Here is a 21,398-nt window from a genome sequence, read left to right on the forward strand (position 1 = left end):
AGAGTTTGATTATTCTGCTTTCAAACAAGCCTCTTTCCTTTCCGTCACCACGGGAACTCTGATCGTTCGGGTTCCCCATTCTTCATCGACAACGATAGCAGAGACTTTGAGGGTAACACTTACTCCTGAAACAGCATTGTCATTACTCAGGCAGATGTAGTAATAGCCGTTGTAACCCGGTGTAGGAGTCATTCTTCCGGAGGTGTTGACTACAAGTCCTTTTCGCAGGGAATTGAAAGCAGAACCTGATAAAAACAACTGCACATTGTCATAGTCTGTGATGTAAAATTGGATGTCTTCATCACCTTGAACAGCTGGTAAGATTCCTGTTACGCCCAATGCAATCGCAGCTACAGGACCAACTTCCGGAATGCCGGCAATTTTGGGAGCCAAACGGGAAAGGTTTCCGGCAGCTTCTTCAAAGGCTTTTTGCCCGGCTTGATTCACATCGATGTAATAGGCCCAGGAAACAGTGTTTTTGGGTAGTTTGAACTTGGAAGTACTCGTATGACCATTTAGATTGGTCTGCGAGTGAACTTTCGAAACCTGATCCAGCAGATTGACGATAGAAGTATCCTTTCTGATGAGGTATTTTTCTTTTTTCTCCTGATACGTAGTGTCATACACTGTTTTCCAGCTAACCGTGGAGTTGAAATTTCTACCGGTTTCATCTTTCGGAATGCGTTTGATGGTAAAATGAACCACCTGGTGATGGGAGCTGAGGTTTGAAAAGTGAATGGTGTAAATGTTGTTTGCAGGAATACGGACGATTTGGCTTTTTATCTTTTTGACATCCATATCCGAAAATAAGACCTGCCCCTTGTACTCCGAAACCGAAATCTCACTGAGACGATGCCCTTTTTCGGTTTTCAAATCCAACACCAATTGATCTCCTGCTGCAAAGCCGAAATGAAATTCTTTCTTCCCGGAAGCATCCAATTTCAGAGTAGATTCAATCAGGTCAATAGCTTCCTGGGAGTAAGCAGCCAAAGAACTGAAAAAGAGCAGCGCAAGAGTCATTGATTTCATTGTAACAAAAAGGTTTTCGCGAAACTAAGCAAATGCTTTCTGAATAAAACCCGGTTTGACTCATTTTCAGTGTTTCCCGCATGAAAAAATGTGGTTTTCCGTAGTGAAATTTCCAAAGAGCACTGAGCGGAGTCGAAGTGCGCTTTTGGTTTAATCCCTGTCTCCGATATTATAAGAAATCCCGATGCCGAATGTAGGAGTCCAGATTGCTCTGAGTGGAATGTCCAGATTGTTTGTTCCCAGATTATCTCCAACTTGGAAGCCTGGTGCAAGTACATTTACTTTTTGGATCCCGAATCCGGCATTGATTCCAAATCTGCCATATTGATTCTGAAAATTGGTAGTCCAAAGAATGTTGAAATTGGGTGTCATATCAACGTTGCTTGTAAACTGAAGCGGAATACCGATTCCAAGAGCAATTCCCATCAGGCAGTCGTTCAAACGCCAGGTTCCGTTCAGATATGTTCCAAAAGATGGTACAATATTGCTTCCGTTTCTGCGAACGATTATCGAATCTTTATTGCTGTAAATTCCGGCAAATTTTCCATTGTAGATCATGCAATGTGCTCCGATGGAAGAAAAGATTTTGAAACGCTGATATTGAATAAAGGTTAATTGAACTAATTCTTCTGCTTGTCCACTTTTATTGTTTCGTTGGTATTTTTTGATGGAAACGGTAAATTCTTCTTTGGAAGGGAAAAATGTTTTTTGTTTTTCGAAAACCAGATTTTCAGCTTCTTGTGATAAGATGTTGAATAAGTCAATGGATTTGTGTAATTCGGTTGCAAGGGATAAAAAATCGATTTCACGGGATGATAGTGTAGAAACCTTTTGTTCACAGAGCTCTTTGGTACGGTTGATTTCATCCAGGAAAAGTGTTTGCTGTTGAGGATTGATCAGCAAGTTCTTTTTTTGATTCAGATAGTATAACTTGTTTTGGACGAAGTTGATATTTGAAACAAAATCTAATGAATCAAGTCTTCTTTTTGCGTTTTGTTTTTCCTCGCTCAAGATCTGAATACTATCATTTAGGATTTTTATATCCTCTTCTGTTTGATGAAGGAGATTCGAGTATTTTTTTTCGCCCGGACTTTGCTTTTTCTTATTATTCTGTTTTTTCGCATTATTTAAACGGTTCTGATAATCATTTTTTTTAGCAATTTCTTCCCGTAATTCTAATTGTTGCTGTACTAATTTTTCACTGAGCAGATTATTGTTTTTTTGTTGTTCCCTTATTTCACTTGCAATTGCAGTAGAGGATACTGAAGTAGCCCCGTTGGATTTAATGTATCGATAAAGTGAATCCTGGAACCGATTGGCTTCATCTCCGGTAATCCTTACATCTTGTTCAGAAACGGAAAGAACCAGAGAATCACTGGACGAAATGTTGCTCATTTTGATATTGAGCGCTTTTCCCTTTCGGATATACTGCGTGCTGTTATCAGTAGACGTTTTTCCTGTTGATCTTCCACTATTTGATGTTCCATTTCTTTTGGAGGTCGAAAAGGTTGTTTTCCCGTTCGAGGTGTCAACAGTGAGTTCATGAAGCTTTTCGCTACATGCCGTCAGCAAAAAAATGATGGAGAGTAGTGCGAGGATAGAAGCTGGCGTTTTCATAAATCAGTTTTTAATGGTTTCTTCCACAAACCTCTGAAAAACAAAAACACAGCAAAAGGGTGTTTTTCCCGTTTGAAAAAAGGGATTTTATACGTGCTGTCTGAAAGAAAACTTCCGGATTACGGATAGTTCAAAAACGAATGATATAAACCAAGCCGGTATTACTCCCCGAACTCATCACCGACGCTTTCGCTCAAATCGTAGAGCAACCACTGCTTATTGAGCACCTGTTCCTTTTCGGTTTGAAGCAGGCGGATAAAATCCTGCACACCGATCGGTTCGTTGCCGTTCCCGTGAATCAACACAATGCTTCCCGGTTCGGAACGTTGTCCTTTTGCAAGCCAGGCATCACTGCCGATCGGAATCAAACCGTAATTTGTGATTTTATCTACGATACTGTTGTCCGAAACCAATCCCGGGAACCGGAAAAAAACAGAAGGCATGAGTCCGTTTTGCAGCATGTCGATTTCCGTCTGAAGAATTTCGTAATTCAAATCCGTTCCCGGTTTCAGCAGAAAATTCTCCGGAAGCGGCGTTTTCGGATCGTAATAGTGCGTGTAGGTGTGATTGATCCAGGTAATGCGGATCTGCCCGTCGGATTCCAGTTTTTTGAGCCATTGGATATCGGCTGTATGCGTATTCAGAAATTTCCCGGAAATAGACAGCCCGATCGGAACCGGTTGTTCAATCTTTCTAAATTCCGTAATCAGTGAAGTAAAAATACTGCGATCAAGCGGTTTGGCAGAAGGACAGAGATCCACCGTCAGCGTAATTCCCTTCTCAGCCGGGTAGCCGTGTGTGATTCCCGCATCCTGTAAGCTTTGCGCCTGGGTAACAGCATAACTCAAGGCTTTGAAATACGGTAATTCAGCAAACGTTTTCTGCAAATCACCCCATTTCATAGCTTGAAAAACAACACTTTTAGCCGGAATAACCTGCGTTTCGAGCGTTTGGGCATCAACAGCGAAATACATCGGAGTTCCCTTGTTTTCAAAACTTCTCAGGACAATGAGTTGTTTGGATGCCTGTTTTCCAATCCCGGTTGTTACCTGGTAATGGGTAATGCTGGTTTGAGATACTGCCGTTTGGAGAAACAAACAAAGAATAAACAAGCTGAGAAAAAATAGTTTGTTCATAACCGAAATAATAGAATGGCACTTTTGAAATTAGTGAAAAGATGGAACAGATGAAAAAAAACGATGAGACTTTCTACTCAAACACCACTTCGCAGCCCTTCGGAACGAGTTTCAAAATACGTTCGCGTTCTTTTGCCGAAATGGGATTTCCCCTCAGGTCGAGAAACGATAAATTCTCCAGCATTGAAATGGAATCGGGAAGGGTAGTGAGTTGATTATCCATCAGGAAAAGCAATCCCAGGTTTTTGAGCCGACCGATTTCCGCCGGGATTTCCTTCAGTTTGTTCAGCTGCAAAGACAAACTCATGAGTTCCTCGATTCCTGTGATACAGATCGGAAATTCTTCAAACTGGTTTTGATCCAGTGCCAGTTGACTGATTTTCTTCAGCGAACAGAATGAAGCCGGTAAGCGGCTGATTTGATTGTTTGTGATGTCCAGCAAGCCGAGGTTTTGCAGGTTCCCGATATTTTCCGGCAGAGTCGTCAGTTCGTTACTGGTCAGCGACAGGATCATCAGGTTATTCAAGCTACAGAACGATGCAGGAAGCTCTTTCAGGTTGCAATCGCTGACTTCAAACCACGTCATGCCTGTAAAGCGGTCGATCGAATCCGGAAGGACAAGATGAGGATGGCTGTTAATGGAAATTTCCACGACATCCAGCGGATGTTTGAACGCGTTTTCCAAACTGTGTTCAACACCTTCTTCGGGATCGGTCTGAGCAGTAATTCCGGAAGTCAGGAAGCACAGAAGAAGTGCGAAGATATATGTGTGTTTCATAGGTCAAAAAATTGGTGATTCAGAATGGTAAATATAATCCGAAAACCTCGAAAAGGGATCGTTTATGAAGTAAAGTTGAAAGATTTGGTTTACCTTACCCGGAAATGAACACTAACCGAAAACATGATGAACCAACTCACTCAAATCCTATGTGCGGGAACGACTGTTCTCTTTCTTGCGGCGTTCAGTTCCTGTAGCAACTCCTCTCAAAAGAACGGGGGGAAGAAACAGCTTGAGAAGACAGTGAAAATTGCTGAGAAAAGCACAGTCCATTCCGGTTCTGGAGCACCTGCTCAGAATCAAACGGCATCAAAACCCTTCCCCCGGTCGCGTGCTTCTTCCGGAACAAGAGCGCTACGGGATAATAAAACGGCACTGGCGGAATTAAAATCAGCTTTCCGGCCGGCAAAACAGATTTTTATCGTGAAAACCTCATCCGATACGGTGATTGTAGGAAAAGCCGGGACACGTATTCATATTCCGGCGGCTTCGTTTGTGAATGAAACGGGCGGAACAGTCAACGGCGAAATGGTGTTTTCACTCATCGAATGCTACACGCCCCTGGAAATGTTTGCCTGTAATTTAAGTACCCAAACAGTGAACGGGAAACTCCTCGAAACGGGCGGATCGGTTTATATGGATGCCAAACAAGCAGATGAGCCATTGAAGCTAAAACGGGGGCGTTCTCTGAAAATTGATTTTCCGAAAGGAGAAGAAGACTTACCCGGAATGAAAGAATTTACAGGGGTGAAAAACGCGGATGATATCATAGAATGGAATGATTTTGCTGCGCAGAACAAGGCCGGGAGGAAGGAGGATGTTTTCGCTCAAACCAGGAATATGGTCGAATCAAGAGGCGCTCCACAGGTATACCTGATCGAGCTGAAAGCCCCGGACAAAGAAGGACAGCTGGATTTGTCTGCCGTTAAATTGAATAACGGGGAAGGAACCCTGGCAGCATGGTTTGAAAAGCAACCCTTGAAAGAAGGACTACTCAGAGAACGCTTTTCAAACGGCTATCAGGTCGAAGTACAGTTGAAAATGGATCAAAAAGGCAAAGTGTCCGAAGTCAAATCAACCCTTCTGGTAGAACGGGCTTTATTGGACGAACTGCGCCGCTTCCTGCTAAAAGCTCCTGCTGTGAATAGGACAAATATCCGGGCAGGAGAATCCTATCCGGCAATATTAAAGGCCAAAACGCTCACAAAGCAAAAAGACATCAAGGAATACTACACGAAAAATAACCTGGAATGGAGTCCGGATTATGATTTCAATTTTGAAAGCAAGGACGATTACTACACGCTGAGCGTTCCGGATCTGGGTTGGGTAAATTGCGACCGTTTTTCAAAAGATCCGCGTCCGAAAACAGATATGTTTGTTGCAGCATCCAAAGAAACAACAGTCTACATGGTTTTCACCGAAATCTCGTCACAAATCTTTGCCTTTCGCTTGGGGGGCAGTTATAAATTTTCGAACATTCCGGTGAATGCACCGATCCGCCTGATTGCTATCCGCCTGGACAATGGGGAGGTTTTCCTGGAAAGCAAAGACACCCAAGTGATGAATGGAAACCTGAGTTTGTACCCGAAAACCAAAGCCGTAAAAGAAGATATCCGCCGGGCATTTGAATTTTAGCCTGTCCGGAACGGAATTGAGCCGTCCAAGAATCCGTGTTTTTTGCACTTGTAGATCAGGTAAATGAATACTACTTTCGGCGAATGAAAAAACAGTTTTGGAGCTTGTTAGCCGGAATGATGATCAGCCTGTGCGGATTGGCGCAGCCTTATAAACCATTGCTGGACAACTTCGATGAATGGCATTTCACGACCTGTTATTTCGGGTGTAATACTTCGGTCTATTATACCGATGGCGATACGGTCGTGGATGGGATTACACACAAAATCCTGGACGGTTATCACTATATTTCACGCTCCTTCCTGCTTCATGAAGATACTGCGGAGAGAAAGGTATACATGACCAAGATCAATCCCACCAAGATTGATCATTTTCTGCTCTACGATTTTTCGGTAAACGAAGGAGATACGCTCGAATTGTTTAACCCGAACAGTCCTTTCATGGCAGAGCCGGGAACCTTTATCGTGGATTCCATTCGCTTGAGACCTTTGGAAGACGGAAATTCCTATCGGCATTTTTACTGGTCTCCCGCAGTGGGAAATACCACTTCTACTGCCCATCCTGTGTGGGTAGAGGGTGTGGGCTCCCTTTCGCTGATCAATGCTCCGGGCGGACAGCCGGATTTCAACGGAGCAGGACAATTGAGTTGTTTCTTTAAAAACAGTGCTTCCTTTTATCTGAACCTGGATTCGATCACTTCCTGCCAGCCGGTGCATGTGTTGGGGATCACAGAAATAACTGCTCCGGATTCTGACTGGAATATCTACCCGGTTCCGGTCTTCGATGCTTTGCAGTTGAGTACTTCCTTTCCCGGACAAAACTACGTGGTTCTGAATCTGAACGGATCGGAAGTCGGAAAAGGAATCGTAGATCACAGCGGAATGATCCGGGTAGAAACGCTGGCGCCCGGAAGCTACTTGCTGAAGATAGGAAATCAGCGGCTCCGGAAATTCACGAAAGAATAATTCAGCATCCGGCTTCCCAGGGACCTTCACGGGTAACGGGAGTAAATATTCCACCGTTCGACACGTATAAGCCGCTTCCGCCTCCGAACCAAAGTCTTCCTTCGCGATCCTGGTAAATAGCTTGAACGGCTTTCATGTTGAATCCCTGGTTTTTACTGAAATTGGTGAGTTTCCCGTTATGGTAGCAATACACTCCGAATCCTTCGGATGAAAACCAGATTGCACCATTTTTGTCTTCATAAATCGTCCAGACCTCGTTGTTTCCGATTTCCTTTTCAGCAGTGAGGTTGGTAAAAACCGACCCGTTGTATTGGCTCAATCCACCATCCATTGATCCGAACCAGAGAATTCCTTTCGTATCAGCCAAAATACAGGTAATGTCATCGGAACACAGGCCGTCTTTTTGGGAAAATTGCCGGAACGTTGTTCCATCGAACTTAAAAGCTCCCTTGTCAGCAGTTCCGAACCACAGATTTCCCTGCCGGTCTTCTGCAATGCAACGAATCCAGCTTCCTTTCGCACCTGGAATCGCAACGTGCTCGAAGCGGTTTCCGTTCAGGCGGCACAGGCCGGAAAAGGTTCCTGCCCAAATGGTACCCTTGCTATCTTCAAAAATACTCCAGGTGCTGGAATGGCTTAATCCTTCACTTTCTCCGAAATGCAGGTAGTTTTTCTCATCAGAATCCGTTTTTCCGGGCTGCGTGTAGCGGGTAATTCCGTCATTGGTTGCAAACCAGGTATTTCCTTTTCGGTCTTCGATGATCCCGGTAATCTGTGAACCCCTTAATCCGTTGGAACCCCCCATGTATGAAAGCTGTTTTCCATCGTAGAGGGCAACGCCGTCCGAATTGGTTCCAAACCACAGATTCCCCTTACTGTCCTGGAAAACACGTCTCACATATTCGCTGATGGAACGGTTGTAATAGCAGGGAAGTTGCGGCCCGATAAATACACTGTCGTCGGGAGTGTTTGCCAGTATAATAGGAACCGCTTGCTTGTTGATTGGCAGGTTTTCTGCCTGGTAGATAAAAAGACCGATAAAGGCCGCGATCAGAATTGTTTTCATTTTTCGTGTTTTTCCTAAAAGTAGAGCAGCTTGATTTTTAGTTGTTTAAAGAAGTGTAAATTAGTGTAAACGCGATTGAAAAAATACGCGCATGCGGCGTGAATCAAATACATTTGCAGGATGATGTGGAAAAGGATACTTGTCTTTGGATGCCTGATGGCAATGATTGCCGGGAATCATGCGTCTTTCGCACAGCAAGACACCGGCGAGCGGATGCTGAAAACAGTCTGGCGAAAAATCGGGCATGAACTCCTGCTTCGTTCGGGCGACAATACTTCCCGTGTTTTACCGATTGAACTGAAACAAGGCCGGCTGGCAGTAACTTTTGAATCCGGATTGCAAATTGATCCGCAGGATTTGACACATCTTGTGACGACTCATATGCGGGAATTACCCGGTATTCAAAGCTGTTTGGTCGAAGTGGAAACCTGTGATTCAAACCTGGTCGCCTACAGTTATCGTTTCGTTGCTTCAGACCATCCGGACGCGCCGGCCTGTATGGGAAGAGTGCTTCCCAAAGCGTGTTACGGAATTTTTGTGACCATTCTGAAGTCACAACCGGTTGAGGTGTATACTGATTTGGCTCCTGCCAGCTCCTGGAAGCTGTTTCTCGCCGTTTTAGTGCTTGTTGTTTCAGCAGGAATTGCCTGGTTTTTCCGGAGATGGAAAAAGAAGAAAAGAAGTGCTTCCGTGCTTCCCGGGGTCATAGCGATCGGTAGTTTTCAGTTCAACCCGCAACAGATGAAACTCACCCGTGCCGATGAAGTGCATGAATTGACAGGAAAGGAAACCGAATTATTGAGTCAATTGTATGTATTTGTCAACGAGGTAGTTGACCGCGAAGTGCTTTTGCAACACGTATGGGGCGATGAGGGGGATTACATCGGTCGTACACTGGATGTGTTCATTTCCAGGCTGCGCAAAAAGCTCGAAGCTGATCCTTCCGTAAGAATTCTGAATATCCGGGGAGTGGGTTACAAGTTGGTAATCGGGTAAATACGAACCGGCTGTTTCAAGTTACCAGGATTAGTTTACATTTGATTATTAAAGCATAAGACTATGAAAAAGCTGATAGCATGTTTCGTTTTTAGTTCACTCGGATGTGTTGCACAGGTCGAATCAGGTAGTTTTTCAAGTATAATCCCCATTCAAAAAAGCCCGGTCTTTGATTTGAAAACGATGCTTCTGCCCCGCAATGTTGTTATTGTAAATACGGATTACGGAGCTCTTCGCACGGAAGTTTCTATTTATGAGTATTATCTGTTCCTGTCTTTTCTGCACAGTGAGCCAGGTGTATTTCAGCAAAGAAGCAATTCACCGGAGGCTTATTTCCCGGATTTGAACCAGGTTGAACCGAAGGTTCTGGGGCTGTGGAAAAGTTTGATCGATGGTCTCTCAAAGCCGTTATCCGCCGATGGGCCAACCGAAGCACTATCCGATTTGGCGCTGAAAGTGAAAATAAAAGTGCCTGTTAAGCTGGATGCCAAACAACGTGTACTTGCAGCCTTTCCCCTTACCGGAATCAGTTACGAAGCTGCCGTGAACTATGCGGAATGGATGAGTTTCATCTATCAAAAGTATTTATCTGAGGGAGACGATTATTCCTGGAAATTTCAACTTCCAACAGAAGAACAATGGGAAGAAATGGCACTTGGAGGTTTAGGAGAAAAAATGAAACCGAACCAGGTATTGGATAGCGTAAATGCGGAAGGATGCTTTTTATTCAATTATGCAAATCTTCCGGATTGTAAAAGCCTGCCCGGGTATTTGAAAAGTTCTCTTGGAGGAGGAACTGCTCCGGTAAAAAGCTTTAATCCGGATTTTCTGGGGCTGCACAATGTGTTTGGAAATGTGGCAGAAATGACCCTCACGAAAGGAATTTGTAAAGGAGGAAGTTATTTCCACAAAACCGACGAGGCGAAAGTTCCGAATCAAATCCCGTATGCGGGCCCTCAACCCTGGTTGGGAATACGTCTGGTCATAATCCCTGTTCCAATTCCGTAAAACTTTTATTTGTTCGATTGAATGGAAGACATTGTAAGTGAAATATGCCTAAATTTGGGACACAATTAATGAAGCAATTTTTATGATTCAATTATCAAATCGCGTATTGGAAATGGAAGAGTCGGCAACGCTGGCTATGTCCCGAAAAAGCCGGGAATTACGTGCTCAGGGGAAAGACATCATTTCGTTAAGTTTGGGAGAACCGGATTTTCATACACCGGATTTTATCAAGCAGGCCGCAACGGAAGCTATGGAGCAAAATTTCACAACCTATACTCCTGTGCCCGGATACGATGATTTGAGAGATGCCATTGCGAACAAATTCAACCGCGATAACGGAATCCCATACAAGCGTGAAAATATCGTTGTTTCAACCGGTGCAAAGCAATCCATTGCAAACCTGGTGATGGCAACCATCAACCCGGGAGATGAGGTCATTATTCCTGCGCCGTACTGGGTTTCTTATGCAGAAATTGTGAAAGTAGCAGGTGGTGTGCCGGTCGTTGTTCCGACAACCATCGAAAGCGATTTTAAATTCACCCCGGAGCAGTTCAAACAGGCAATTACTCCAAAGACCAAAATGATGATGTTCTCATCACCGTGTAACCCTACAGGAACGGTTTATACCAAAGAAGAATTGCGTGCACTGGCAGATGTCGTGAAAGCAAATCCGAATCTTATTGTAATGTCGGATGAAATTTACGAACACATCAACTTTGTAGGACACAACTATTCCATGGCACAATTTGACGATGTCAGAGAGCAGATCGTGACCGTAAACGGAGTTTCCAAAGCCTGGGCAATGACCGGATGGCGTGTCGGATATATCGGTGCACCGAAAGACATTGCAGAAGCCTGTAACAAAATCCAGGGGCAATTTACCTCCGGAACCTGTTCCATTGCACAGCGTGCAACAATTGCAGCAGTGAATGCAGATCCTGCTGTGTTGAAAGACATGGTCAAAGCGTTTGAAAACAGACGTGCTTTGGTACTGGATGCATTGAACAACATGCCGGGAGTGAAATCCAACAAACCGGGAGGAGCGTTTTACGTGTTCCCGGATATTTCCAGTTTCTTCGGAAAAAAATACGGAGAAACGACCATTCATTCTGCAGAAGATTTGTGCATGTACCTGTTGGACAAAGGAGTGGCACTGGTTTCCGGCGAAGCTTTCGGAGATGCAAACTGCATGCGTATTTCTTATGCGGCATCTGAAGAAACACTGACTGAAGCGATGAAACGCGTTGCAAACGCATTAGCAGAATTGAACTAAATGACAATACACGAAATACTGGCATCCTTCAAAACCAAGCGCATTTTAGTGGTTGGAGACGTGATGATTGATGCATACATGCTGGGGAAAGTTCACCGGGTGAGTCCGGAAGCACCCGTTCCGATCGTGAGCCTGGAAAACCAGGAACAGCGTTTGGGAGGAGCTGCAAACGTGGCACTGAACCTGCAGTCTTTAGGAGCCGTTCCGGTTTTATGTGCCGTTGTTGGTGCAGACAAACAAGGAAAGATACTGCAGGAACTGTTGAGTGAACAATCGATGTCCTGTGCGGGAATTGTGGAAAGCAGCAACCGCGTAACGACCATTAAAACACGTGTAATCGGGAATAACCAGCAATTGCTGCGTATTGATGCCGAAGACACGCATCCGCTGAACCAGGAAGAAGAAAAACTGTTTCTGGATTCTGTGAAAAAAGTCCTGGAAACAGAACAAATCGATGCGGTTATTTTTGAAGATTATAACAAAGGATTACTGACGCCGCATGTGATTGAAGGAATCATCGCATTGTCGAAAGAATACGGGATTCCGACTACGGTTGATCCCAAAAAAGACAATTTCCTGGCATATAAAGGCGTGACCCTGTTCAAACCGAATTTGAAAGAACTGAGAGAAGGTGTCGGAATTCCGTGCACATTTCAGAAACGGGAACTATTCGACCAGGCCGTGAACCTGCTGGAAGAAAAGCTCGGAAATGCGATTACGTTTGTAACGCTCTCAGAACACGGCGTTTATATTCAGGATCAAAAAACGAAATACCATACGCCGGCGCATATCCGCAACATTGCAGATGTGAGTGGGGCAGGAGATACGGTGATTTCCGTTGCGACCTTGTGTCTGACAAGTGATTTGTCAATCGAGAGCATTGCCGAATTATCCAATCTTGCAGGAGGTTTGGTCTGCGAGAAAAGCGGAGTAGTGAGCATTGAGCCGGATCAGTTGATCCAGGAGTGTGAAGGAAAACAATTTGATTAATTCAAGATTGAAAATTCAAAATTGAAAAGTGAGATTCGGTTATTAGAAATTAGTTTTGGTAAACCTGTCAAAAACCTTTTGAATTCTGAATTTTCCAGTATCAATTATAAGGAAGGATGGAGAAAAAAGTAGTAAAACCATACGGCAACCAGGATAAATCGAAAAAAGAAGAAGTAGCAGAGATGTTTAACAAAATCTCCAAACGCTATGATTTTTTGAATCACTTTTTATCTGTTGGGATCGACCGGATCTGGAGACGGAAGGCGGTAAACATGCTGAAGGAAATCCAGCCGAAGCGCATCCTTGATCTGGCAACGGGAACCGGAGATTTTGCAATCGGTTTGCTGCGCCTGAATCCGACTGAAATTATCGGGATGGATATTTCGGAAGGAATGCTCGAAGTGGGGCGCGAAAAAATGAAGAAAAAAGGATTTGATCATGTTATCTCCATGAAATTGGGAGACTCCGAAAATCTTCCTTTTGAAGATAATTACTTCGATGCACTGACCGTAGGTTTCGGGGTGCGTAACTACGAAAACCTGGAAAAAGGACTTTCGGAAATGCTGCGCGTGGTGCGTCCGGGTGGAAAACTGATCATTCTGGAATTCTCCAAACCGAAGAAATTCCCGGTGAAACAGTACTATGCATTTCATTCCAAATATGTCATACCGTTTTTCGGGAAGCGTATTTCGAAAGACGATAAAGCGTATGCTTACCTGCCGGAGTCGGTAGCGGCTTTTCCGGAAGGGAAGGACTTTACGGATATTCTGTCAAAGTTGGGCTATCAGCGTGTCGCTGCACGTTTGGTTTCCGGTGGAATTGCGACCATTTATTCGGGAGTGAAATAACCGGGGAAGAGCAAAAGATGAACAAGTTCAATGGGTAAAAGTGTCAGCTTTTTAAACATTTAACCCCTTGAACTGATTTTTTTAAAATAAAAAAAATCAAACACCGTTTGAAAGGTATGAGTAAAATATGGGGCATTACAGTTGTAGGGATCTTATTCTCCACAACGCTTTTTGCGCAGCCGGAAAAAACGAAAAATTACCGTCGTTTCGATGACCGCTGGATTCACTTCGGGTTTATGCTCGGGGCGAATATGGCGAATTTTAAAGCCATTCCGGCTACGGATGCCTATTCCAGTTACGGAGTAAAATCACTGGAAACGAAACGCCAGCCGGGAGGCCAGGTAGGAATTGTTACCACGTTGAAACTGGGGCACCCGATTGTGCGTCTGCGTTTCATCCCGACCTTATCTTTCCAGGAACGCGCAATCCAGTATTACTATGCCAATCCCAATCCGGCACAAACCAACGACATCATGCAGGAAGAGCGCGTGAACTCCACAAACCTGGATTTCCCGCTGATGCTCCAGTTCCGTACGCTGAGAATCAATAATTTTGCAGCTTATGTTTTGGTCGGCGGGCAATACTCCTATGATTTACAGTCGCAGGAAGATGCTTCCCAAAACTTCATCGACCCGTTTGTGAAAATCAAAGCCCACGATTTCCAGGGACAAGTTGGGGGAGGTTTGGAGTGGTTTGCTCCGTACTTCAAATTTGGTTTTGAGGTCAAGTTTTCCCAAAGCTTCAGAAGCTCTTTTATCCAGGATAACACACCGGTATCATTACCAATCGATCGTTTATACAACAAAGTACTTTGGTTTTCGCTTATCTTTGAAGGCTAGGAATTGATGTTACAATAAAAATGAATAGTTACCTATTCGTTGGTTCCTTACGCTGTTAGCGTAGAAAATGAGCGGGATGAAGCGTTTTCCGCCCCCTGTCAGAGTTCAGCTCTCTGATTTTTAGTACAAAAATCAACTAAGAGCGTTTGCGAGTTGGGGTGCAGAAAGTGGAATGACACGTAATTTTCAAGTTAACAAGTACAGAACGAGACTTTTGGCTCCACCTTTTTGGCAATGAAAAAGGTGGGATAAGCGCTTGTAACTCCATGTGGGTATTCCGATGATGTAGAAAGACTGAGATAAGATTTTAAATGCAGGTACAATTCCAATTTTCTCCCGAAGAAGCCAGAGATGAAGTGTTCATCCGTGCGGCTATTTCCAACGAATTAAAGCTGAAAAAAGATGCTCCTTTTGCCTATAAATGGTATAAGCGTTCGATTGACGCACGTAAGCGGGAAATCAAAATCAACGCAACTTTTGACGTGTTTCCGGATGGAATTATTCCTGAATTTGACGCGGAATTTCACCCGCAGCAAGTAACTGCAGATTCGAAGATCGTTCACATTGTAGGAGCAGGTCCGGCCGGATTGTATGCCGGTTTGCGTGCTTTGGAACTGGGATTGAAACCAGTCATTTTTGAACGTGGAAAAGATGTGCGTTCCAGACGAAGAGATTTGGCCCGGCTGAATAAAGAACACATCGTTCATTCTGAATCGAATTACTGTTTCGGAGAAGGCGGTGCGGGAACCTATTCCGATGGAAAATTGTATACGCGCTCCAAAAAACGCGGAGACGTGATGAAAGCATTGAAATGGTTTGTTCATTTCGGGGCAGACGAAGACATTATCGTTGACGCACATCCGCATATCGGGACGAATAAACTTCCGAAGATCATCGTTGCCATGCGCAATTTCATCCTGGAATACGGAGGAGAAGTGCATTTCGATTCCAAACTGACCGATCTGGAAATCCGGAACGGTGCAGTGGCTGCTATTGAGATCAATCAAACGGAGAAAATTCCCTGTGAAGCATTGATCCTGGCAACGGGGCATTCGGCGCGGGATATTTTTTACCTCTTGCATGACAAACAAGTGACGATCCGGGCAAAAGCTTTTGCTCTGGGCGTTCGTGTCGAGCATACACAGGCGCTGATTGATGAAATTCAATATCACGGAAGATTGAACGATTCTTTCCTTCCTCCGGCATCGTATGCATTGGTGACGCAGGTAGAGGAGAAGGGAGTCTACTCGTTTTGTATGTGTCCGGGAGGAATTATTGCTCCCTGCGCTACAGAACCTGGAGAAGTAGTTACCAACGGCTGGTCTCCTTCCAAACGCAATAACGCCACGTCCAATTCCGGAATCGTGGTGAGTGTGGAACCAACAGAATTACCGAATTATTCACCCAATAACCCGTTTGTGAGCCTGGAATTTCAACAGCAGGTAGAACAAACATGCTGGAAAGCGGCAGGAAGCACACAAGCCGTACCGGCTCAGCGCCTCAAAGATTTTGTGGAAGGAAAGCAATCGAAAGACTTTCCGCGATCCTCTTACCAGCCGGGAGTTGTTTCCGTTGATTTGAATACCGTTTTACCCGATTTCGTTGCAAAAAGACTGCGAAAAGCATTTGTGGATTTCGACCGTAAGATGCGGGGGTTTCTGACCAATGATGCCGTATTGCACGCTCCGGAATCCAGGACTTCAAGCCCCGTTTCAGTTCCGAGAGATCCGGAAACTTGTATGAGTGTCAATACCAAAGGCTTGTTCCCATGTGGAGAAGGTGCAGGATATGCAGGAGGAATCATTTCAGCTGCGATAGATGGGATGAAATGCGCGGACGCTGTGAAAACGTACTACGATTTGAATTGAAAATGGATAATTGACAATTGAAAAGAGACTTCGACTCCGCTCAGCCTTCTTTTCAATTTGTAATTCGGCATTAGGAATTCGTAATTCGGCATTCGTAATTACAAATTATTTCCTCAGTTCCTCCGCAAATTTCAAATCTTCTTCCATGTGTTTAAAATCACCGAGTTCCTTGTAGATTTTGGCGCGCATTTCCAGAACGTCGGGAGTCGGTTCAACGAGTTGCAATAAGAGGTTGACGTCTCCCAGCGCATCATTGTACTTTTTTTGCTCGATGAAGACCATGGCACGGTTGTTCAGAGAAGTTGTTAAGAACGGGTTGTACATGAGTGCTTTGTTCAAATCTTCCAGGGCACTGGTATAGTCGGAGGTCGAAATTTTAATCTGAGCACGTTTGTCGTAAGCTTCCGGGTATCTCGGATCCAATTGAATCGCTTTGTTGATTGCCTGCAGCGCCTTCACATTGTCTCCCATGCGGTAGTAGCAGTAACCGATGTTGTTATAAGCTTCTTTGTAAAGCGAATCCTTGGAAAGAATGGTCCGGAAATGAGTAATGGCTTTCGGGAAATTTTCCTGTTTTGTTTCACAATAACCCAAATACAGGATCAGAGCCAGGTTGTCCGGAGTTTTCTTCAGAAGAAACAACAGGTCCGATTTACAGGCGTCGAAATCCCCGGATTTGTAATAAAGCGTGGAGCGTTCCTGGCGGGCTTCATCAAATTGCGGATCGAGTTCCAGAGCTTTTGAAATATCAATAACAGCCTGTTTGAGATCCCCCTTTTCATAATTGACTTTTGCCCGCGATTTATAAATCATCGCATTGGCAGGTCTTAGCGACAGGTATTTATCAATATCGCGCAGCGCCCCGTCAAAATCCTGCAACAGGTCGAGGTAATACCCGCGCTGGATGTATGCTTCTGCATTCGTACTGTCTGTTTGAATGCGGTTGTTTGCAATTCGCACGGAAAGCCGGTATGAAGCATATTTGCTGGTGTCAGCCGGCGGCCCGAATTGCGAAAATGCGGAAGAAGCAGAACAGATGAGGAAAATCAGGACAAACAGTTTCATGATGGATTGTATGAATGACCAAAAGTATCTTTTTTTGACTTAAAACGGAAAAACCGGAATGTAATCTCATTCCGGTTCCCTTTTTCCTTGGGTTGCTGATTGGTAATAGTAAGTTCGGATGATGGTGCAGATCAATCCGGGACAGTGTTCTGACGGATCAGTTATCTAATGGTTATATCGAAAAAAACCGCAGGCTGTTGTTTATCAGTTCTACTGGAAGGAGACCTGAACGTTTATTTGAGAGTTACAACGGAATCACAGCCTGCGGAATAAATGAGTTTTCGAATATGCTTTTGGTGTTATGCTAATTTCTGTGAACGCCTTTAGAATCTGGCCGATGCGTACGGTAATTCAGATAGCGAACGGTGAATGGACAATTATTCCTGCCCTTTCAATACAAAAATAAACTTGTTTTCAGTGCGGATTTTGCCCGATTGATATCTGCTTCCGCTGAATTGATAAGTGTGTCAGGTTACCGGATATGTGTATCTGCAGCCGGGGCTTGTTTTAGATGAAATGGTCTTTGAGAAGAGAATCAGCTTACGATTTCCGCCAGGAGAATAGCCGTTGCAGTAGCCACATTCAGGGACTCGGCCTCCCCGAAACGCGGAATAGTCACCGGAACGTCAAACAAGGCTTCAATCTCCGGTCTGACCCCCTTTCCTTCATTTCCCATGATCAGGATGGCATCTTTTGGATATGCCACTTCCTTGTAAGGCTTTCCATTCAGCATCGCGCCGAATTTCTGCCGGGATGCCTGTCGCAAATAAGCTGCCAGGTCCACATAGTGAACCGGAATGCGGTAAATAGCCCCCATGGAAGATTGGATAACCTTGGAATTGTAACAATCCACTGTGTCTTTGGAACAGACGATTTGTTTGGCTCCGAACCAATCGGCCAGGCGCAGAATCGTTCCCATATTTCCCGGATCCTGGATCCCGTCCAGGGCGATGGTTAAGCCGGTTTCATCCGCTACAACTTCCGGACGTCTGAATACAGCAATGCATTTGTTCGGGGTTTTCAGCTCGGAGATTTGTTCCAGTTCTTTGGTGGAAACGGTGAATGTACGCGTGTGAAACTGGCCCGGAATTTGCGAAGCAAACGCGTCAAGTGCAACAATGAATTCCAAATGCGAAGCAAAAGCCTGGATTCCCTCCAGGACGGATTTTTCGCCTTCTGCAACGAAAAGAGCTTCCAGATCCCGGTTCTTTTTCTGATGCAGAGACCTGATCCATTTTTGTTTTGCTTTAGAAAGAGGTTCCACTCATTTTTTTGTCAAACTTACCAAATTCACTTCGTTTAAAATGAATTTTTGTTTTGGTTTCTTATTTTTGTCCTATGGAGAGGCCTTTTGAGCAACTTAAATTCATGCGCGTATTCGTAATGCTTACGGTCGTTTTTGCTTTTGAAGGCTGTTCGTCAACCAGGCTCATTCCGGAGGATAAGCACCTGCTTGTCAAAAATCAAATCGTTGTTCAGGGAGATAAGATTAGTGTTTCAGAAGTGGAAGAGGTTTTGAAACAAAAGCCCAACCTGAAAGTGATCGGAATTCCGTTGCGCCTCTACATGTACAATTCAATCGACAGTGTAAAGACTGAGCGGGGGAGAATCCGGAAGCTGGACAGGCTGAACGCCAAAAATATCAAAAAAGCAGACCGTGAAATCCGGATCAATAAACGAAGAAGAGATCGTGCCATCCGGAAGGGTGAGCCGGATTACATCTACAAAAGAGTCCGCCTGCGCGATACGCTTGATCCGAACTTAACACTCCGTCAGCTGATCAAATACAAATTCGGGGAAGCGCCGGTCATTGCCGATACAGGGGCCAGGCTTCGCTCCCAGGAGCAGATTCAGGCATACATGCACTCCAAGGGATATTTTTATTCGGAAGTGAGCAGCCGTTTTGACACCATCCGCCGCAAGTTTAATACCAGTGTCAAGAAGCGGAAAGTAATCGCAACATACAACATCACAACCGGAGCGCGTTATTACATCGATACCGTAAAACTGATCTGCAACAACGCATCCGTTGCCCATGATTTTGAAGAATTTATCAAGAAACATGGCGACAAACAGGGATTAAACCCGGATTTCAAAGCGGCAATCATTGACAAAAAAGTCGTTAACCTTCCGTTTGATGCGGATAAATTCAGTGCTTACAGGGGAGAAGTGGCCAGTTATATGCGCGATCAAACCTATTTCGGGTTTGTGGAATCCAATGTTTCCTACAAGGCAGATACCAGTCGGGTTTCCAACGCTTCCGGAGCAGGACTGCGCATGACTTTCACCATTATTTTGGGAGACCGCGCTATCCAGGATAAGAATAACCCGAAAAACGTGACCTATATTCCCCATGTTTCCACACGGGTAAAAGGGGTGAGCTTCCATTTTGCTGATACCAGCTCATATAAAGGGAATTTTAAAGCAGATGTTGCTGCAAAAGGGCTGGATATGAAGCAAAACGGTTTTCTGATTACCCTGAAAGACACGGTATTCAAGAAAATCCGGAAGCCGGTCGAAGACTATATCGCATCAGACACCGTAGGACATAAAGTCATTATTAAAAGCCAGGTAAACCGAAATCTGCTGGGGAAATACAAAGACAGTATCGATTTTGATCCGCACCGGGTGGCAACCTTTTACTACAACGGAAAGCTCTTCGTGAGTCCTTCGTTGATTGAAGCCCAGAACTACCTGGAAAACAACAACTATTACAAAGAATACTACCTGGAGCGTTCCTTTGAACGTTTGGTGCAACTGAATTTATTTTCCGTGATCAAACCGGAAATCACGGAGACTTACCCGGGAAGCGGCATTGTAAAGGTGGATTATCAGCTGGTTCCGGCTACCAAACAGAGTTTCAGTTTCGAGCCGAAAGCCAAGAACTCCAACGGTTTCCTCGGATTGAGTGCGTCTCTAAACTACAATAACAAGAATATTTTCCGGACCGGAACCAACTTCGTTTTCTCCATTTCCGGAGGTTTTGAGTCCAACCCGAGTGTCTTCTCCAAGGATGCAAACGGAAATAAAATCAAAACACAGGATCGAAGCTTAAATACGAAAGAAATCGGGCCGTCCGCGAAACTCGATATCCCGGGACTCTTTCCGTTCGGAGTCACCATCCTGGGAAAAAGACAGCGTCCGCGAACGGAACTTTCCAGCGCATACAACTACCAGAAGCGAACAGACTTCTCCCGAAGTGTACTTCAGTTCAACTACATCTATAAATTTTTGGTCGGAGACGGGAAAACACAGTCAGTTTCTTTTGGTTTGCCGGGGGCCTCGGTCATCAAATACGTTTCTCTGAAACCACAACCGGAATTCACGGCGAAACTGAACGCGCTGAACGATTTATTCCTGAAAAATGCTTACCGGGATCAGTTTATCTGGGAAGATTTCAGAGTGACGTACGACTTTGATAACGACAAAAAAACAATCCGTAAAACACCGAAACTGCGTTTTACCTATTCAGGAAGTTTCTCCATTGCAGGGAATGTCCTGAATGCGATCACGTCCATTGATCCGAAGTATGATACCGCAGGTCACAAATTGTTCCTCGGAATTTCATACGCTCAATTTTCCGTTGTCGACAATAAGATCATTGCCTATTACAAGACAGGGAAACACAGCGTACTTGCTTTCAGAACGATGGCAGGAGTTGGTTTCCCGATGAAAAACTCCCCGATTTCCCTGCCGTATGATTATTCCTTCTTTGCGGGGGGATCGAATGACAACCGCGGATGGGTTGCGCGAACACTCGGGCCGGGTGCATACCAGGGATTGCTGGATCCAAACTTTGTGATTACCCAAATTGGGGATATTCGCTTCAATATGTCGTTGGAATACCGTTTCGGAATGGGAACAGGAATTCTGAACCATGCATTTTTTACCGATGCCGGGAATATCTGGACGCGGAAAGAAGATCCAAATCGCCCTGGCGGGCAGATTTCTGCCAATTTTTATAAGGAACTGGGAGTCTCGGTAGGGTATGGATTGCGATTCGATTTCACCTATTTCCTCTTCCGTCTGGATTTGGGATTCCCGATTCACATTCCGTCGCTTCCTGCCGGAGAACGCTGGATCTTCACCGACAAGTCTGAGTTTTATACAAAAGCAGAAGCGGTCTATGGTACAGAGTACCGGAAATTCATTCCGAAGAACCTGTACCGCCCGTACCTTCATTTCGGAATCGGTTTACCATTCTGATATTCCAAGCTGATTTTTATACTTTCTTGGTCATTGTTTGGTGCTTTTCATTACTTTTACACCCCAAATATTGACTAAA

17 protein-coding genes are annotated in these 21,398 nt (G+C 44.6%); 10 read left to right on the forward strand and 7 right to left on the reverse strand.

Going from position 1 to position 21,398, the window contains the following annotated elements:
- Nucleotides 1-9: 9 nt before the first annotated feature.
- From ABDV94_RS00440 to ABDV94_RS00455, 4 genes are all read right to left on the reverse strand, one after another.
- Complete coding sequence (locus ABDV94_RS00440) at nt 10-1,029, reverse strand: hypothetical protein (protein WP_343603830.1); 1,020 nt, start codon at nt 1,027-1,029, stop codon at nt 10-12.
- A 150-nt stretch (nt 1,030-1,179) separates the two neighbouring features.
- Nucleotides 1,180-2,646 (reverse strand): hypothetical protein, encoded by a 1,467-nt coding sequence (locus ABDV94_RS00445; RefSeq protein WP_343603831.1) that lies wholly within the window; start codon nt 2,644-2,646, stop codon nt 1,180-1,182.
- A 161-nt stretch (nt 2,647-2,807) separates the two neighbouring features.
- Nucleotides 2,808-3,782 (reverse strand): polysaccharide deacetylase, encoded by a 975-nt coding sequence (locus ABDV94_RS00450; protein ID WP_343603833.1) that lies wholly within the window; start codon nt 3,780-3,782, stop codon nt 2,808-2,810.
- Nucleotides 3,783-3,855: 73 nt separating this feature from the next.
- A complete protein-coding gene (locus ABDV94_RS00455) occupies nt 3,856-4,560 on the reverse strand; it encodes a leucine-rich repeat domain-containing protein (protein WP_343603834.1) in 705 nt (234 codons plus the stop codon).
- Nucleotides 4,561-4,683: 123 nt separating this feature from the next.
- On the opposite strand from ABDV94_RS00455, the gene ABDV94_RS00460 reads away from it, so the two are divergent.
- Together ABDV94_RS00460 and ABDV94_RS00465 are read left to right on the forward strand one after the other, a co-directional pair.
- Complete coding sequence (locus ABDV94_RS00460; RefSeq protein WP_343603836.1) at nt 4,684-6,195, forward strand: hypothetical protein; 1,512 nt, start codon at nt 4,684-4,686, stop codon at nt 6,193-6,195.
- Nucleotides 6,196-6,278: 83 nt separating this feature from the next.
- Entirely contained in the window at nt 6,279-7,160 is an 882-nt protein-coding gene (locus ABDV94_RS00465; protein ID WP_343603838.1) for a T9SS type A sorting domain-containing protein, read from the forward strand.
- A 1-nt stretch (nt 7,161) separates the two neighbouring features.
- Here ABDV94_RS00465 and ABDV94_RS00470 read toward each other — a convergent pair whose 3' ends face one another.
- Nucleotides 7,162-8,226, reverse strand: coding sequence for a two-component regulator propeller domain-containing protein (locus ABDV94_RS00470; RefSeq protein WP_343603840.1), 1,065 nt, complete (start codon nt 8,224-8,226; stop codon nt 7,162-7,164).
- Nucleotides 8,227-8,346: 120 nt separating this feature from the next.
- Between ABDV94_RS00470 and ABDV94_RS00475 the strand changes: the two genes are divergently transcribed.
- The 7 genes from ABDV94_RS00475 to ABDV94_RS00505 all read left to right on the forward strand — a co-directional run bounded on the left by ABDV94_RS00475 (nt 8,347) and on the right by ABDV94_RS00505 (nt 16,048).
- Nucleotides 8,347-9,222 (forward strand): response regulator transcription factor, encoded by an 876-nt coding sequence (locus tag ABDV94_RS00475; RefSeq protein ID WP_343603841.1) that lies wholly within the window; start codon nt 8,347-8,349, stop codon nt 9,220-9,222.
- 63 nt (nt 9,223-9,285) lie between these two features.
- On the forward strand, nt 9,286-10,230 hold the full coding sequence (locus ABDV94_RS00480) for an SUMF1/EgtB/PvdO family nonheme iron enzyme (protein WP_343603842.1): 945 nt from the start codon (nt 9,286-9,288) through the stop codon (nt 10,228-10,230).
- Nucleotides 10,231-10,312: 82 nt separating this feature from the next.
- Complete coding sequence (locus ABDV94_RS00485) at nt 10,313-11,503, forward strand: pyridoxal phosphate-dependent aminotransferase (protein ID WP_343603844.1); 1,191 nt, start codon at nt 10,313-10,315, stop codon at nt 11,501-11,503.
- Entirely contained in the window at nt 11,504-12,493 is a 990-nt protein-coding gene (locus ABDV94_RS00490) for a bifunctional ADP-heptose synthase (RefSeq protein ID WP_343603845.1), read from the forward strand.
- 116 nt (nt 12,494-12,609) lie between these two features.
- A complete protein-coding gene (ubiE, locus tag ABDV94_RS00495; protein WP_343603846.1) occupies nt 12,610-13,341 on the forward strand; it encodes a bifunctional demethylmenaquinone methyltransferase/2-methoxy-6-polyprenyl-1,4-benzoquinol methylase UbiE in 732 nt (243 codons plus the stop codon).
- A 116-nt stretch (nt 13,342-13,457) separates the two neighbouring features.
- Complete coding sequence (locus tag ABDV94_RS00500) at nt 13,458-14,180, forward strand: porin family protein (RefSeq protein WP_343603847.1); 723 nt, start codon at nt 13,458-13,460, stop codon at nt 14,178-14,180.
- Between the two features lie 311 nt (nt 14,181-14,491).
- Complete coding sequence (locus ABDV94_RS00505) at nt 14,492-16,048, forward strand: FAD-dependent protein (RefSeq protein ID WP_343603849.1); 1,557 nt, start codon at nt 14,492-14,494, stop codon at nt 16,046-16,048.
- A 105-nt stretch (nt 16,049-16,153) separates the two neighbouring features.
- Here the strand turns inward: ABDV94_RS00505 and ABDV94_RS00510 are convergent, their stop codons facing one another.
- Nucleotides 16,154-17,113, reverse strand: coding sequence for a tetratricopeptide repeat protein (locus ABDV94_RS00510; RefSeq protein ID WP_343603851.1), 960 nt, complete (start codon nt 17,111-17,113; stop codon nt 16,154-16,156).
- A gap of 535 nt (nt 17,114-17,648) precedes the next feature.
- Nucleotides 17,649-18,377 carry an RNA methyltransferase gene (locus ABDV94_RS00515; protein WP_343603853.1) on the reverse strand — a complete coding sequence of 243 codons (729 nt, stop codon included), beginning with the start codon at nt 18,375-18,377 and terminating at the stop codon, nt 17,649-17,651.
- A gap of 104 nt (nt 18,378-18,481) precedes the next feature.
- Between ABDV94_RS00515 and ABDV94_RS00520 the strand changes: the two genes are divergently transcribed.
- Entirely contained in the window at nt 18,482-21,319 is a 2,838-nt protein-coding gene (locus tag ABDV94_RS00520; protein ID WP_343603855.1) for a BamA/TamA family outer membrane protein, read from the forward strand.
- Nucleotides 21,320-21,398 lie beyond the last annotated feature (79 nt).

Source organism: Fluviicola sp. (assembly GCF_039596355.1).
Classification (GTDB): Bacteria; Bacteroidota; Bacteroidia; order Flavobacteriales_D; family Crocinitomicaceae; genus Fluviicola.